General features: G+C 70.4%; 10 protein-coding genes. 1 reads left to right on the forward strand and 9 read right to left on the reverse strand.

What is annotated here, in order from left to right; translation table 11 throughout:
* Positions 1 to 625 precede the first annotated feature (625 nt).
* Positions 626 to 2,296, reverse strand: coding sequence for a TIGR04141 family sporadically distributed protein (locus tag ACZ4U4_RS05045; RefSeq protein ID WP_467869050.1), 1,671 nt, complete (start codon positions 2,294 to 2,296; stop codon positions 626 to 628).
* Between the two features lie 141 nt (positions 2,297 to 2,437).
* Between ACZ4U4_RS05045 and ACZ4U4_RS05050 the strand changes: the two genes are divergently transcribed.
* Positions 2,438 to 4,102, forward strand: coding sequence for an N-6 DNA methylase (locus ACZ4U4_RS05050; RefSeq protein WP_467869051.1), 1,665 nt, complete (start codon positions 2,438 to 2,440; stop codon positions 4,100 to 4,102).
* Between the two features lie 153 nt (positions 4,103 to 4,255).
* Here the strand turns inward: ACZ4U4_RS05050 and ACZ4U4_RS05055 are convergent, their stop codons facing one another.
* From ACZ4U4_RS05055 to ACZ4U4_RS05090, 8 genes are all read right to left on the reverse strand, one after another.
* Positions 4,256 to 6,385 (reverse strand): UvrD-helicase domain-containing protein, encoded by a 2,130-nt coding sequence (locus ACZ4U4_RS05055; protein ID WP_467869052.1) that lies wholly within the window; start codon positions 6,383 to 6,385, stop codon positions 4,256 to 4,258.
* 27 nt (positions 6,386 to 6,412) lie between these two features.
* A complete protein-coding gene (locus ACZ4U4_RS05060; protein ID WP_467869053.1) occupies positions 6,413 to 7,738 on the reverse strand; it encodes an McrC family protein in 1,326 nt (441 codons plus the stop codon).
* Positions 7,735 to 9,534, reverse strand: coding sequence for an AAA family ATPase (locus ACZ4U4_RS05065; protein ID WP_467869054.1), 1,800 nt, complete (start codon positions 9,532 to 9,534; stop codon positions 7,735 to 7,737). Before ACZ4U4_RS05065 ends, ACZ4U4_RS05060 begins: the two co-directional genes overlap by 4 nt.
* 112 nt (positions 9,535 to 9,646) lie before the next feature.
* A complete protein-coding gene (locus ACZ4U4_RS05070; protein ID WP_467869055.1) occupies positions 9,647 to 12,157 on the reverse strand; it encodes an Hsp70 family protein in 2,511 nt (836 codons plus the stop codon).
* Positions 12,158 to 12,206: 49 nt separating this feature from the next.
* Positions 12,207 to 12,794 carry a nucleotide exchange factor GrpE gene (gene grpE, locus ACZ4U4_RS05075; protein ID WP_467869056.1) on the reverse strand — a complete coding sequence of 196 codons (588 nt, stop codon included), beginning with the start codon at positions 12,792 to 12,794 and terminating at the stop codon, positions 12,207 to 12,209.
* On the reverse strand, positions 12,791 to 13,063 hold the full coding sequence (locus tag ACZ4U4_RS05080) for a hypothetical protein (RefSeq protein ID WP_467869057.1): 273 nt from the start codon (positions 13,061 to 13,063) through the stop codon (positions 12,791 to 12,793). Before ACZ4U4_RS05080 ends, grpE begins: the two co-directional genes overlap by 4 nt.
* Entirely contained in the window at positions 13,060 to 15,216 is a 2,157-nt protein-coding gene (locus ACZ4U4_RS05085) for a hypothetical protein (protein WP_467869058.1), read from the reverse strand. Before ACZ4U4_RS05085 ends, ACZ4U4_RS05080 begins: the two co-directional genes overlap by 4 nt.
* Complete coding sequence (locus ACZ4U4_RS05090; protein ID WP_467869059.1) at positions 15,170 to 15,808, reverse strand: ATP-binding protein; 639 nt, start codon at positions 15,806 to 15,808, stop codon at positions 15,170 to 15,172. Before ACZ4U4_RS05090 ends, ACZ4U4_RS05085 begins: the two co-directional genes overlap by 47 nt.
* Between the last annotated feature and the right edge of the window lie 12 nt (positions 15,809 to 15,820).

Raw genomic sequence — 15,820 nt, forward strand, 5'->3', positions numbered from 1 at the left:
GCGTGGCAATTCTTGAACCGGTCACAAAGGGCATCTGACCTGCAGTTTCTTCGATATCTTGTAGGCCTCTAGTGGGTCGGTCGACCTGTTCTTCGAAGTGCGCCATGTGGAGCGACTCACGGGCCTTGAAGTGCTCGTGGAGGGTGCCCGACCTGCTAGTTCGAGACCAGCGCCTTTCGGGTGGTGTGGTCGTTACACGCGATATCGCCTTGCCGAAATGATGTCCTGTCGCGAATGGTGACGCTCGCTTGACGCACATTCTGATGGGTTGTCAGATCGGTGGTCGCAGCGGGGCTGGCGTGATCGGGGGGTACGGCTGAGAATGGCAGGTTGGCGGGTGCAGACTGTGGCATCGGTACTGGCTGAGATCAACAGGCAGTGAGGGCTCGCGAGTCGTGCATCGTAGGAAGGTGCCAGGCGGGATTGCCGCGCAATCGGGTGGCATCTGAACTGGCTTGCGGGCGGGTGGGAAGGGTGTCGCTGTGCCCAAGCCTTATCCGGAAGAGTTTCTGTCAGGTCGTCGTGCGGGTTGCGAGAAACCGCGATTCTGGGGTGATCGTCGAGCAGATTCGGCACGCAGTGCACGCCTGCCCTGGCAGACATCGGTGGACAAAAGGCGGGGACGTTATGCCGCAGTGGTCCGAGCGATCCCGGCTGCCGTCGGTACGGGAATGACCTCGACGCTCACCCCGCGTGTGGTCAGCTCCTGTGCTGTCCGGTGGAGCGTGATCTGGGAGAAGGCGAAGAGCGAGTCGGGTGTGAAGGTTGCTCCGGACTTGTGTCGGACCGCGAGGACTAGCCGACGAGGCGTGAAGTCTTCGGGCAGCCTGATTCGCCCGCCACTGTCCTGTGCGACCCGGCGTACGAACTGGCAGCGTGCCTCGGGTGAGTTGACGAGGAGCTCGACGGCGACCTGTGCCTGCCCGAGAAGGTGGCTGAAGGAGCCGGAGGAACCGGCTTGCTTGACCAGGACCAGGGTGCCGTCGGGAGTCAGCAGGTCGCAGATTTCGACCCGATCGGTGCGCTTGAGGGGGTTGTTGATGAACTCGCCGTCGAGGAAAAGCCATTCAGGCTGGACCTTTGTGACCGCTCGGTTGTAGGCGCGTTCGTTCACACCTTCGGGCCAGTGCGGCAGGCCGTACACGGCGGCATCAGTGAACAACCGTCGCAGGTCGTCTCGGACGGAGTCGATGTACCCGGCTCCGAGCTCGTACCAGTCGCCGTCCAGAAGGCAGTACGTCCGTGACCCGAGGGACAAGTCGGCCTGGATCCAGTCCAGTGTGCGGGTGGTCGCCAACGGTACGGAGGATCTGGGCGAAGGGCCGCGGTGGAGGGCCACCGTGCCGTCGCGCAGGGCGGCGAGACGGCTGCCGGGTCGGTTGATTCGGGCACGGGTGAGGACGTAGGCCAGGTCGAAGTCGTCGGACATATAGGCCTCGGTGGTGCCGATGCGGGTCCTGTAGACGGTGGCCTCTGCATACGTGTCGTGCAGTTCGAGGGGAACGGAGAAGGAGATACGTCCGTCGGGGGGAGCGCCGAGATGGCGGTCGAGGGAGGCGTCGAGTGCGGCGCGGGTGATGGCGTCGGTGACCGGGACGATGTGGTCGACGAATTCCAGGTCGGGGTGCGGGATGTCGTCCTGGCAGACCTGGGTGATCGTGCGCAGGTCTTCGACCAGATCTGCCGGTTCGATGCCGAGGGGAAGGCGGAGGCCGACACCACCCTGGGCGCTGTAGGCCCGGCCGTTGGCATGGCGGCTGCGGGTGAGCGGGACGTCGTCGAGATGGCCGCCGAGGTGGCGGACCACCCGTGCCTGGTCGCGGATGCCGAGCGCCGGGACCGAGGTGCCGGCGGCTACCAGGGAGATGTCAGTGCGCGGCCGGCCGAGCGCTTTGGTGACGGCGCCGCTGATGTGCCGGGGGTCGATCATGCGGATGGCGAAGGAGAGGCCGAACCGCTTGTCCTTGTGGGCGTCGGGGACCAGGCGGTAGCCGTTTCCGCAGGTCACGGCGTAGACCTGGCCGTCGATGGCGAGGAGTAGCAGGGCTCCGGTGCGGCGGACGGGTTCGAAGACCGGGATTCCGGTGGTGCGGGCGTTGGGGGCGCACCAGGTGTCGGCGGCCTCCTCCTTGCCGTAGGTGAGGTAGACCGCGGGCACGCCGAGGACGTCGGGGTGGTGCAGTTCGGCTCCCAGCCGGTCGAGCTGTTCGTGGTCGAGTGCCTCGAACATCGCCTCGGGGGTCGGGGAGAGGGTGGAGAGCCGATAGACGGTGCGGACTGCTGTGTGGGTGGCCATGGGAAGTTCTCCGAGCGTCTGTGGGGGCAAGAAGGCTGACGAAGCCTCGCCTGTATACGAAGAACAGTGACAGTTACCTGTGTACGTTGTCAACGCATTGTTGCTGTTCCCTCATCGCGCCACTGCGTGTACGGTGGGCGTATGTCGGACCAAGCTGCCCCCGCCACCGGCCCCCTCGTCACCGGATCAGAGATCGCGAGGCTGGCCGGCGTCACTCGCGCCGCCGTGTCCAACTGGCGGCGCCGCTACGGCGACTTCCCCGCCCCCTCGGGAGGCGGGGCGAGCAGCCCGCTGTTCGCGCTGGCCGAAATCCAGGCGTGGCTGGAGAAGCAGCGGAAGGGACAAGAGGTCTCGGCCGAGGTCCAGCTCTGGCAGGAGCTGCGGGCCGCCTATGGAGAGGACATGGTCGCCGGACTCGCCGATGTGGCCGAGCTGCTCTCCGAGGGGCACGGTCGAGGGCTGTCGGGGTTGCGCCTGTCGCGCGAAGCCGTGGCGCGCGTCCGTACACTCGCCGAAACCGAGCGGCCCGTTGACGTCGTGAACGCACTGACCGAACGGTTCACCGACGCCGTACGCCGCGCCGGGTCGGATCAGGTGACGTCGACCCGCCTGGCCCTCGCGGTACGCCACTTCGCGCCGCCGCTGCCCTCCGGGGCGTCGGTCTTCGATCCTGCTTGTGGCATCGGTCTGCTGCTCTTCTCCGTCGCCGGGCAAACCGGGGCGCTCTGCCGCGGGCAGGAGGCCGATGCCGACTCCGCGCGGCTCGCCAGGCTCCGTGCCGCCCTGTCCTCGATGCCCGACATCCGGATCGAGACAGGCGACTCGCTCCGCGACGACCGGTGGCCCGACCTCCGGGCCGAACTCGTGGTCTGTGATCCTCCGGTAGGCGTCACCGGATGGGGCCGCGAGGAACTCCTTCTCGATCCACGCTGGGAACTCGGTACCCCGTCCAAGGCGGAGGGCGAACTCGCCTGGCTGCAGCACGCCTACGCACACACCGCGCCGGGCGGGCACGTCGTGATCGTGCTGCCCGCCTCGGTCGCCTACCGCAAGGCCGGGCGAAGGATCAGGGCCGAGATGGTCCGCAGGGGCATCCTCACTCAGGTTGTCGCCTTGCCGCCGGGCACGGCCTCCTCGCACGCCCTCCCCGTTCACCTCTGGACTCTGCGTCGTCCCGGGCCGGCCGACGTCCCCCCGGCCACGGTGCGGATGGTGGACCTCACCGCCAACGATCCCGACGGCAGCCTCGCCCCCCGCCCCGAGCAGATCGTGGACGTCCCTCCGATCAGTCTCCTCGACGACACGGTTGACCTCACCCCGGGCAGCCACCTCCAGGCCGTGCACCGCGACTACTCCGGTGAGTTCACGGCCCTCCGTGGCGATCTGGAGGAGCAGCTGCGCCGACTGGCCGCACTGCTGCCTCAGCTACGGCCCGGTACGGGGGCAGGCTCGCTCGACGGTGCCACGACGGGCGTCGCCGAACTCCTCCGGGCGGGCCTCGTGACCTTCGAAGGCCCGGAACCGGTCTCCGTCAGCGACCAGCTCGACACCGACTACCTCCAGGGCTTCCTGCGCAGCCCGGCCAACACCCGCCGTGCCACCAGTGCCTCCGGCACCTACCGGCTGGAGGCCAAGGGCGCCAGGATTCCGCAGCTGGCCATCGAGGAACAGCGCCGATACGGTGCGGCCTTCCGGGACCTCACCGAATTCGAGGCGACGATGCGGGCTGTGTCCGAGCTCAGTCGCCAGCTCGCCGAGCTGGCCCGCGACGGACTCTCCACCGGCGCTCTGGCCCCGGAGGACTGAGGACATCCGGCGGGGCGGCTCCAGGGGCGGAGCCGCCGTGGTCCCGGTGCAGGGGCAGATCTGGTGCTGCTGCAGTTCGTGGACCCGGTACTGCGGCAGCGCTCATGCCGCCGCAGTGCCGGGGCCCGCAGTCTCAGAGTCACCCGTTCACGCCTAGGTCGGCAGGAACTCGCTCGGACTTCCGGTCCAGCTCACGCTCAGTGCCTCGCGCGCCCTGGTGCAGGCGACGAAGAGCAGACAGCGCTCGCGCAGGAGGTCGGCTTCGTGCTGCGGTGCGTCCGTCTCCAGCGGGGTGATCTCGCGGGCGAAGGGCACCGTTCCCTTCGTGACCCCGAGCACGGAGACCGCCCTGAACTCCAACCCCTTCATGGCGTGCATAGTGGCCAGCCGGACTCCTGGCGTCTCCGCGGCGACCTGCCCCTTCACCCGCACCACCGGAATCCCAGCTTCCTTCAGCCGGGACTCCGCCGCGTCCAGTGCCAGGTTGAACCGGGCGCACACCCCGATCTCGTGCGGTGCGAGCCCTTCGCCGATCCATGCCCGCACCCGGTCCACGAGCGCGGCGTACTCCTCCGGCTGGGTGGTGTACCCGCCGGCCTCAGGTCGGCGGCCGCGCAGCAGCGAGCGGTAGCCGGCCAGGGAGTCGGTTCCTTCGCCTTCCAGGGCGTCCACGCTGACCGGTGCGAGCAGGCGCGCCGACCAGACCAGGATCTCCTCGGTGGAGCGGTAGTTGAGACGCAGCCGGAAACTGCGGCCGGCGGTGGCGATCCCCAGCGAGCCGAGCGACACCCGGGAGTCGTAGATCCGCTGGTGCGGGTCGCCGGTGAGGAATAGATCGTCGGGGCCGGGGGCGACGGCGGCCCGGAGCACCCGCCACTGCGCGGGGTGCAGGTCCTGCGCCTCGTCCACCACGACATGGTCGTACGGGGCCGGACCGGAGGCGAGCAGATCGGCCGCCTGGGCACAGACCCGCAGATGGGTGGTGGCACCGCGCTCCAGCAGCAGCTTTTCGAACCACTCGACGCCGTTCCACACGAGCCCGCGCCTGGCCGCTCCGAGGCCGGTGCCGCGTCCGCGCCGGCTCGCCGCGAGATAGCCGTCCAGATCACGGATGTCCTGGCCGAGCACCACGTGACGGTACTCCTGTGCCAGGAAGCGGGCCTGGAACGGCAGATCCAGCTGCTCGACCGCCTTCTCCCAGAGCTGCCGCTGGTCGCGGTCGCCCACTGGCTTCGGGGTGACGCCGGTGTGCTGCCGCACCACGCCGTTGGCATAGGCGTCGACGGTCGTGACATCGACCCGGGAGAGTAGGAGTTCGTCGTCTTCGAGGAGTAGACCGAGCATGTCGCGCAGTCCGGCGGCCAGCGCGTTGGTGTACGTCGTCAGCAGGACCCGGCTGTCCGGCGACCGCCCCAGCAGGTGCCGGACCCGGTGCAGCGCGGCCACCGTCTTTCCCGTCCCCGGGCCGCCGGTGACCTGCACCGGACCGCCGTACGAGGTGCGCTGGGCAACCCGCCGCTGGGAGGGGTGCAGGAAAACCCGCCAGGCCGCGAACGGTTTCGCCAGGATCTCCTCCAACTCCTGCGGGCCGGTGACGAGACGGATCCGGGCGGTGGTGTTGCTGATGACGGTGGCCAGGTCTTCGTCCGGCTCGGGCGGTGCGTCCACCGGGCGGCGTACGACCACCACGTCCCGGTAGACCTCCTCCGGCGAGAATCCTTCCGCGAGGTACTGGAGGACCTCCAACTGGTCCTCGGGCAGCAGCGTCGCGAACGCCTCCAGCTGCGCCTTGTCCGCCATCGAGCGCGCCGCACGCAACACCTGGGCGTCGATGCCCAGTTCGCGCAGGACTCCGTCCGAGACGCCGGAGAACAGCAGCTTCGGCGCCTTGCGGGACGCCGTCTCATACAGCGGTGTCAGCTCGTCCAGTGCGACCGTGTCACGTACCTCCAGGCCGCGGGTGGCGCTGTTCGTGCTGTACAGGCGTTTCGCCGCCCAGGTGTACGCGTCGTCGTGCGGCAGCACATGGACGAGGAGGAAGAGATCGCTGCCGTCGTCCGGCGCGAGGACCACGCCGCGCCAGAAGTCGGTGATCCGTATGGTGCGCATCCGCCGGTCACGGGCGTTCTCCACGGATTCCAGATGCAGGCCTTTGTCAGCGTTGAGCTCGGCTACGGTCAGGGCCTGGAACTTCGTCATGGCCTTGCGGACGCCGGCTCTGACCGGCTTCTCCAGGGTGTCGAATCCGTCCCAGAAGCTCTGGGCGAAAGCGAGTCGGGGCATGGGCCGTGGGCCCCCTTTCCGTGTGTGTCAGGACGTAGGTCCGGCCAGGCGGGCGGCGAGTTCCCGGAAGGTCCGCAGCAGCGCCGCGGGTTCAGAGGTGAGGTCGAGGCTGTGCTGGAACAGCCGCAGGCCGCCGGTGCCGCGGACCTCGGTCGTCCGCTCGGGCAGACGGCCCGCCGCGTACACCAGATGCGCCTCGCGCAGGCCGAGCACGGTGGCGTAGGCGAGCGCCTGGTACAGGTCGGCGTTCGGGTATCCGTGGGCCCGGTGGGACTTCTCGGTTTTGTACTTGGCGTCGACGACAGCGACAGGTGTACGGCCGTCCGCGCCGTACACCACCAGATCTGGCTTCATCCGGACCTGGCCGCCCGGGTCGAGAGCGTGTACGTCCTGCAGTCGCGCCGTCAGGCCGTACTCCCGGAGGGCCTCGCGCAGTGCGACCGTCACGAAGTCCTCGAAGAGCTGGTTCATGTCGAGCAGGAAGCCGTCCAGGGCGAGCGGGCCGGCCCGGTGCTCGGGCGAGGTGGAGGACAGTACGGCCTCGGCGAGCCGCAGGGCGGGCTGGTACCGGGAGTTGAGACGGGACGGCTGCCAGTGCGGCAGGTCCTGGCCGCGGACCAGAGGACCGGCGTCCGCGAGCCGGATGCGCTGGTGGGCGAGACGGCGCCGTACCGTCCCAGGAACGGACGGCAGCCGCAGCAGCCGTTCCACCGCGGCGCGCAGGATACGGTTCTCGGCGGTGTCGGCGGTGTACGCGTCGTAGACGATCTCGGCGGGCGGCATGCGCCCGAAGTGGAGCCGGATCTGCTCGGCCTCCCGCAGTCGGCCCCGGACCACCAGGGCGGACTCCGCCGTCTCCCGGTAGCCCTGGAGCACCCCTTGCCGCAGCGCCGCGTCGATCTGCCGCTCCACCGCGTACGCGAGCGCGGGTACCACCTCGTCGTGCGCGCCGGTGCCGACCGTGCCCTCACGGCTGTCGCGCCAGGCGCCACCCGGGTCGAGGCTGAAGCCGAGCAGGAAGAACAGCCGCTCCACGGGTGTCTTGGGCGCGATCCGCAGGACCGTCCCGCCCGGGAGCCGGACCGCGCCGACCTGGTGGCCCGCCCGCAGCCTCCAGTGTCCGGGCCGCTCGGGGTCCGGCGCGGCGGCGTCGAGGAACCGCGCCGCGACGAGGGCCCGCCCGGTGGCCGCGTCCAGCGGTACGGACAAGGCGGCGCCGTACTCCCGCAGGGTGATCTCGACCGGGACGTCGCCGCATGCTGGGCCCGCGCCGTCTGCCGCGTTGCCGTCGGTGGTCGCGGCCGGGATGTCACTGTGCGCCGGGGCGGCGCCGCCCGCCGCGTTCCCGCTCATGACCGCCGGGTCCGCTCGCGCAGCGCGTCCAGGCCGTAGCGGGCGGCGAAGTCGATGCCCTCGCCGTAGTGGTGCTCCTCAAGAAGGGGGAGGATCTTGGTGCGCCAGGTCCGGTCGAGGCCGCCCTCGCGGTAGACGCCGGGCTTCATCAGGTAGGACGGGCCGATGGCGAAGTCCGGGTCGTCGATCGCCGTGTTGAGCGCGTCGAGCAGGCGGGCCGGCTCGGGATCCTTGCCCTCGCGCTTCAGCCAGCGGGTGAGGAGGCCGGCGGTGGGCTCCACCCGGGGGGAGAGCTCCACGAAGGCGAATCGGCGCCGCATCGCCGCGTCCACCAGCGCGATCGACCGGTCCGCGGTGTTCATGGTGCCGATCACGTAAAGGTTCGGCGGCAGTCCGAAGTCGTCCCCGGAGTAAGTCAGTCGCACCGAGCGCTTGCGGTACTCCAGGAGGAAGTACAGCTCGCCGAAGACCTTCGCCAGATTGGCCCGGTTGATCTCGTCGATGATCAGGAAGTGCGGCACATGCCGGTTGCCCTCCCGGGAGGCGGTGTCGGCGAGCTCTCGCAGCGGTCCCGCCGTCAGCCGAAAGGCGACCTCCCGTGTCTCGGGGTCCTCGACCGGTCGGAACCCCTCGAAGAAGTCCTCGTACGCGTACGACGGATGGAACTGGACGATCTTGACCTGCTCCGGGCCGCCGCCGAAGTACTCGGCCAGCTTCAGCGCCAGATACGTCTTTCCGGTGCCGGGCGGCCCGTAGAGGACCATCTGCCGCTCGTCGAGGAGGAGTTCACGCAGCTCGTCGAGGAAGGACCGGTTGTGGACGAGGAGTTTTCGGGCGAACTCGTCGGTGACCTCGGGGAAGGTCAGGACGCGCTGCTCGGCGGATTCCAGAACCTGCCCGGCTTGCGCTGGCGCTGTCCCCGGGCTGCCGGTGAGCGCGGTGAGCTGTTCCAGGACGGGGGTCAGGTCGACCACGTCGTGCTGGGCGGAGAGCTTCTGCTGCACTTCCTCCGGCAGCTCCTCGTACGGATGTGCGGTCTCTTGCCAGGCCACCGGGCGCCGGAGGTTCGAGAGCCCACCTGGGGAGCCCGACTGCACCAGGTCGCCGGTGATCCGCCCGAGGTGGAGCAGGCCGTCGCTGAGGGTGGCGACGGTGTCGCCGATCCGCATCTGGGTGAAGAAGGCGTGCAGTTCGTCGACGAGACCGCGCTTCTGGTGGTACGTCGCCGAGCCCTCGTAACCCTCCTCGACGAAGCGGCGCAGCACGCTCTTGGTCGGTTCGGGCTCGTCCACTTGCGGCAGGTGGGGTGCGTCGTGCGAGACGAGGCCCTCCTTCAGCCAGAGCCGGCGGACCAGGTTGTGGCCGGAGACGTTGTTCCCCCGCACCAGCCATGCCTTCTGCGGGGCCCGCCAGCTCTGCGGCAGGAAGTCCCCCAGGCGGTGCCCGTCCTCGGCGCTGCGCCAGGTGCCGGGGCCGGTGGCTCCGTAGCCGAGGACCAGGGAGGCCGCGGCGGATGGCGAGTTGCACACGATGTCGCGGGACGCGGTCCAGGCGCCGGGGCGGGGGCCGTCGGCCAGCGTCCCGTTCTCCCGCAGTCCGGAACGGAGCCGGCGAGCGAAGTCGCTCAGCCCCGGCCAGTCCTCCGCCGACACCGCCGACCCCGCGCTCACCAGGAACTTGTGCGAGCCGTTGTCGCCGGGCTCGGTGAGCAGGAAGCCGTGGGCCTCCCCGGCGTCCTTGGGCAGGGTGATCCGGAAGTCCGGGAAGCCGGGAAGACGGTCGGGGAGCTGGGGCATGGGGACCTTCCGGGGCGTGGGTGGTTCAGGTGGCAGGAAGCGCGTCCAGCCTACGTGTTGACGATGTCAATCGGTACGTTCGGTGTGCTGGACGCTCACCACACCCGTTCGGCTATCGGCGCTCGGGGAACACCTGGGCGCTGTCCCGCTGCTTGCGCGCCGCCGCGGTGGGCGCCTGCGAGTGACCGGCGAGCTCGTTCAGTTTCATGTGCAGCGCGTCCTGGACGGCGTAGTCCCCGCGAGAGGCCGCGGCGCGCAGGTCGTCCCAGGCGGTCAGGACGGGACGGCGTACGGACTCCGGGAAGCGGCCGAGCTCGGCATCGTGGGCAGCGAGCATGGACCGCCAGATGGTGGTGTCGAGCTGCCGCCACAGGCCGCGGGCGTGTTCCGTCGCTGCTCGCATCGCGGGTAGATCCAGCCGATCGCGTGCCGCGTCCAGGGCGCGCCGTGCGTCGGCCAGTTCTTCGGCCGGCGCGCCGAGGCCCAGCTCCCGGCCCCGGCGTGCGGCGATGGACGCGTTGGCCGACCAGCCGCGGGCGTCCCGGCACGTCTCCACCTTGTCGCGAGCCTCGTCGAGGAATCCGTCGAGGGACCGGCCGAGGGGTTCACCGCGCACGATCGCGGTGAGCTGGTCTGTCAGTTCGGCGAAGACTCCGTGCTCGGCCTCCGTCAGCCCGCCGCCGAAATGGGCGACATGGGTACGGATCTCGTCGAGGAGTCGAGAGGCGTCGCGGCCGATGCCGTCGGCGACGGCGCTGCGGCGCAGCCGCGCGCCCAACTCCTCGCCGTCGCCGATACGGTAGGCGAGGTTCACGGTGCGGTTCTCGTCCAGCTGTACCCGGAGTGTGAGCCGCTCCACGCTATCGGTGCCCCTGTCGAAGACATGCGTGTGCTCCCCGCAGAACTCGTTGCGGGCATGGGACTTCTCGTGCGGTCCTTCGACGATCCGGAAGGTCAGCGCGGTGGTGCCGTCCGGCCGGATCTGAAGGTTCTCGATGTTCCGCCAGTCGGTCGGGTACGTCGTTCCGGCGGTGAAGAGGACCGCGACGGTGCCGTCGTCGAGTGCCAGTCCCAGGTTCTGGGCGGTGACCTGTTCCGGCTGGTCGGTCTGGAACAGCGTGTCACAAGCCGAACACGCCGTCAGACCGGTGGCGTTGACCATCTGACACCCGGGGCACTTCAGGCCGCCCGCGTCGAGCGGCTGGTCGCAGTCCTGGCACAGAGTGGCCGAGGTGGAGTTCTCCGGGCAGCCGCAGTGCGGGCACGCGGCGCGGGACGCGACGGGGGCGGCCGCCCGCAGCCCCGAGAGGCTGACAGTGCAGACCGGACAGCTCGTGGTCCCCTCGGCGGCGGGCACATGACAGCCGGGGCAGTCGACCGTCGCCGTGCCGAGCAGAGAGGTGCCGCAGTCGGGGCAGGCGCTCTCGGTGAGCGGGATCCCGGTGGTCAGGCACGACTCGGAGGGGCAGGCGAGAGCGGACGCGAGCCCGGCCTCGATGCCGGCGCCCAGCGCGACGGCGGACATGGGGTCGATTCCGCTGTGCACCTTCTCCTCGCCGAACAGTTCGGCCAGGCGGCGGCGGACCAGCGGGATACGGGTCGAGCCGCCGACGAGCAGGACCTTGTCGACGTCCTCGGTCGTCCTGGACGCGTCGCGCAACACGCCGCGGGTGAGCTCCAGGGTGCGGTCGATCTCGGCGCCGATCAGCTCCTCGAAGTCGTCGCGGGTGACCCTTCCCGTCCAGGAGCCGCCGTTCTTTCCGAGCGGCGCGAGGATGATCTCCGCTGCGGTGACGTCCGAGAGTTCGATCTTGGTGCGTTCGGCGGCGGCGCGGATCCGTGCCGCGTCGCCGGTCCCGGAGAGGTCGCGGCCGCCGAGTCGTTTCTCGGTGAGCATCCGGCACAGCGCGGAGTCGAAGTCGGCCCCGCCGAGCGACTTGTCCCCGCCGAGCTTGTAGACCCGGAAGTACCCCGACCCGATGATCAGCAGGGACACGTCGAAGGTGCCGCCGCCGAGGTCGTACACGAGCACCGAGCACATGTCGTCTTCATCCTCGACGAGGCGCTCCACCCCGAAGGCGTGGGCCGCCGCGGTCGGTTCGGGCAGGATTCGTGCGACGGCGAATCCCGCAAGCTCCCCGGCTTCCCGCACCGCCGCGTACTGCGGTTCCGTGAAGTACGCCGGGACGGTGATCACGGCTCGCGGGAAGGGTTCGCCGGCGGTGTTCTCGGCGTCCGTGCGCAGCCGCCGCAGCAGGATCGCCGAGATCTGTACGGGCGTCAGCCAGTGGGGGCCGAGCCGGATCTCGATCCCGCCGTCCGTGGACTCCCGTACCGGCGGTGCGTCCACGGGCCGCTCGTCGAGCAGCCGCTGTACGTCGGCGTCGGCGTGGCGGCGGCCGATCAGCCGCTTCACCTCGGTGATCACGGAGCTGGGTAGCTGGTCGCGCACGCCGAGTGCCTCGCTGCCCACCAGGAGGGATCCGTCGGCGCCGGTGCCGACGGCTGACACCGTGGCCTGCTCGCCGTGGCGGTTGGGGAGGACCGCCGGAACTCCGCCGTCCATCCAGACGGTGACGGAGTTGGTGGTGCCGAGATCGATTCCGAGTGTGCGGTACGGCATGACGTGGCCTTCAGGTGGCAGGGACGGGAGGGGGCGGTGCGGAGCGGGTTCAGCGGCGGCGCTTGGAAGGTTTGCGAGGCAGCGGCTGCCGGCGCTGGGCGCGGCTGGTGCGGTGCGGCTGGTTGCGGCGCTCCCGCGTGGCCCCGCCGTCGGAGCGGCCAGCGGGTGCCGCCTGTTCAGCGGCGGGCGCGGGCCCGGGTACGGCCAGGACGACATCGGCACGGCGCAGGCAGTCGGTCCCGTGGCGGAAGCCGGTGACGGTCTCCCGCAGGACGGTTCCTTCGGGGGCGGTCGGATGCGGTTCGACGCCCGTCGCCCGTGCCTCCACCGGGTCGGGGATCTTCCCGACGAGGTCCATGGGATGTACGCCGTGGCGCGCGAGTTCGGCCCGGAGCATCCGGTGGGCGGCGTCCGTCTGCTGTTGCACGGCGGCCGCGAGCTGTCCGGTACGGCCTGTCCCGGAGTGGCCGAACTGCTCGGACCGGTTCGCCGTGTCGGCGAGGAGATCGTCGAGTGGCAGCAACGCGGTGAGGAGGTCGGTCAGTTGGGCCACGGCCTCTTCGCGTTTGCGGGAGAGGGCCGCGACGCGAACGCGCAGCTTGCGCAGCTCGTCGGTGCCGGGCGGGGGAGCGGTCACTTGGATGCGGGACCTTTCGGAGCGGTGGATGACGGGAGGGGCGGTGTGAGCAGTTCACTGACGAGGGCGTCGCCCGGGGTGCGGGCTGCGTCGTGGGCGGTCTTCAGGGCGCGCTCGCGGTCCGTGTCCCGTGCGCGGCGGGCCCGGGAGACCGCCACGCCCGCCGCCTTCGCGAGGTCTCCCTGGCCGATGCCCGGCCTGGCACGCGGAAGGAGCTCGAACACGGTGGGGCCGAAGGAGGGCATCGGTGTGCGGGAGTGCGCGGTCACAGGGTCTCCTGGATGTACGGCGGGTCGTCCGGGTCCGGTGTTCCAGGTGAGTCGAAGAGGCCGGGGAACATCATCGGTTCGAGCGGGAGGGAGGTCTGCCGGCCGGTCTCCAGCCCCAGGGCGGTCGCGGTGCGTTCGTCGCGTACGGCACCGGCGCGGTTCCCGTCGGCACGGCGGGCGCGGGAGCGCCGGTGGTACGCGACGGCGACGAGCTGGTCGTACTCCGCGGAGCGGCCCGGGGTGATCAACAGCCCGCCCTGGAGGGTGATCAGCTCGGAGAAGCGCCCGGTGTCGACCAGTTCGGCGGCGAACGGAAGGACGGTCTCCAGCGCCTGCCGCTCGGCCTCCGTCCCGGTGAGCCGTGCGTAGGACGCGGCGGCGGAGAGCAGCAGAGGGACCTGCCGGGTGTAGTCGCCGGACCGTGCTCCGAGCTGCCGGACGGCCGCGTCGTGCAGGAGGCGGGCGATGTCACCGTCGTCGTCCTGTTCTCCTCGCTCGTCCTTGGAGGGGCGGACCTCCTCCAGTCGTCGCAGGACCCGACGGGCCTCGCTCTTCCTCCCGTCGAGTGCCTTCCGCACGGTCCGTTCGATCATCCGGTCGCAGTACCAGGAGTACACCTCGTGCAGATCATCGGCTGGGTTCTCCGTACGGAACCCGCGGCGTAGAAGTTCCCCGACCCGTTGCAGGCCGGGCTGCCTGCCCGGCCTGTTTCCTGTGACGACGGAAGCGATGTCGGCGAGATCCAGCGCGTCGAGCGCGCCCTGTGCCACCGGATCGCCGGGGCGTACGCACAGCGCACGCTGGAAGCGGGCACGGCCCTGATCCCTGTCCTTCGTCCCCAGCGCTTCGGTGCCGCGCCGGACAAGGGCGGCTGCCAGCTCCTCGGCGAGGGCGGTGTCATCAGGGGCGAGCGCGTGCGCGCACTCCAGCCAGTGGATGCGCTGGACGAGCGGGGCCTGCTGGTAGCCGTTGCCGTTCCGACCGGCGCTCAGTCCGGCTTTGCGGGCCATCTCGTGGTGGCGACGGTCGAGTACGAGGCCGAGGCGGGCGGCCGAGGTGAGGTCGGTGAGGGTGTCCTGCCACGCGCCCTTCGCGAACTGCTCGCAGGCCCTGGTGGCCAGGGCGTTGGCGAGGTAAGGCGCGCAGGCCCGGTGGGTGTCGGAGTCCGCCTGCCAGGTGGCGGGTTCGCCGTGACGGCGGGTGTACGCGGTGAGCAGGGCACGGTGTTCACCGTATGCCTCCAGATGCTCGGCGGCGCTGTCCACGGTGACGGGGGAGCCGGTCCAGGGCCGGCCGCCGAGCAGCAGCCCCAGGCACGGGGGAGCGGTGTCGGGTGTGGGCGGCTGCCAGGTGTCGACGTCGCACTGGCAGCCGAGACCGCCGTTCCAGTCCTCGTCCCAGAAGTCGAGCTGGTCGTTGGCGCATTGGCCGAAGCATTCCTCGGTCCGGAGGTAGGCGCGTATGCCGCGGACGAGTTCGCCGCTGTACTCGTACTCCTCGACGGCCCAGACGGTTTCCCAGGCGTCGAGGACGTCGCGTCCGTCGCGTTCGTCGACCGAGCGGAGCGCCGTACGGATCCGGTCCGTCAGGGTGTCGCGTGCGGACCGCCAGTCCTCTGCGCCGAGGGGAGCGCCGCGCCGGGCGGTCACCATGTCTTCGAAACCGAGGGGGTCATCGTCGTCGAGCAGCAGGTGCCAGACGGCGATGGTGAAGACCGCATGAGCGGGATCGGCCTTCTCGCTCTGGGCGAGCGACCTCAGCGTGCCGACCGCGAGCGCGTGCATCAGGGCGGTACGGCGGTTCCCGGACGGGTCGGGGACGGCGTCGAGGACCTCGCCGATCGCGCCCTGGCGGGCCGCCCGCCACACCAGGCGCCACAGCGCGTGTGCCGGGCAGCAGAGGCAGGGCGTCTCGCCGGACGTGGTGTCCGGAGCGTCGAGTACGGTGCGGACGTCGCAGTCGCAGCCGAGGTCGCAGGGCTGGTCCTCGCCGCTCGCGGGCGGAGTGGTACCGAACACCGCGAGCCAGCGGTGGACCGCCTCGGGCCAGTTGCCCGCGCGTTCCGCGAGCAGGGCGCGCAGTGCGTCGTAGGAGGCGCGGTCGTCCTCAGGGAGGCCGGAACGGTCTGTGGATATCCGGTCCAGCAGGTTCAACGTGCGCGCGAAATTGCCCGTGCCGTAGGCGTCTTCGGCCCGACGGAGCATGCGGGCGGCGTCGGTAGTGTTCAAGCAGGTCCCCCATGTGCACGTGGTGCGCGGTTGACCTTATGCGGCGTCTGTTGGCTCGGTCAACGAACCGCCAGATACGGGACGGTGTGGCCAGTTCCGCTCGTACGGTCTTACCGCCCGGCGGGCGTGGCACGGTCTCCCAGTGGTCGGCGAGGAGGGTGACGAGGGTCAGGCCCCGGCCGCCGGTGGAGAGGTCGTGGTCCTCGCCGGCGGTTCGGGGGAGGCGGTCGCCGCGGGCGTCGGAGACCTCGATCAGGAGGCGCCTGGGGTGGGGCAGCGGGGTGTAGGTCAGGGCGAGTTCGAAGTCGCGGCCGGGAACGCGGCCGTGCAGGACGGCGTTGGCGGCGAGTTCGGCGACGACGTGTTCGGCACGTTCTGTGATGTCCGGCGGGACGCCCCAGGCGTGGAGTTCGGTGACGGCGAGGATTCGGGCGAGGCGTGCGCCGCGACGGGTGGAGGGCAGCTGTTGCCTGAACGTCCGGGTGGAGATTGTGAGTTGGGGTGCGGTGTGGTTCATGGGGCCAGCGTG

It is taken from the genome of Streptomyces sp. NPDC029159, from assembly GCF_055564055.1.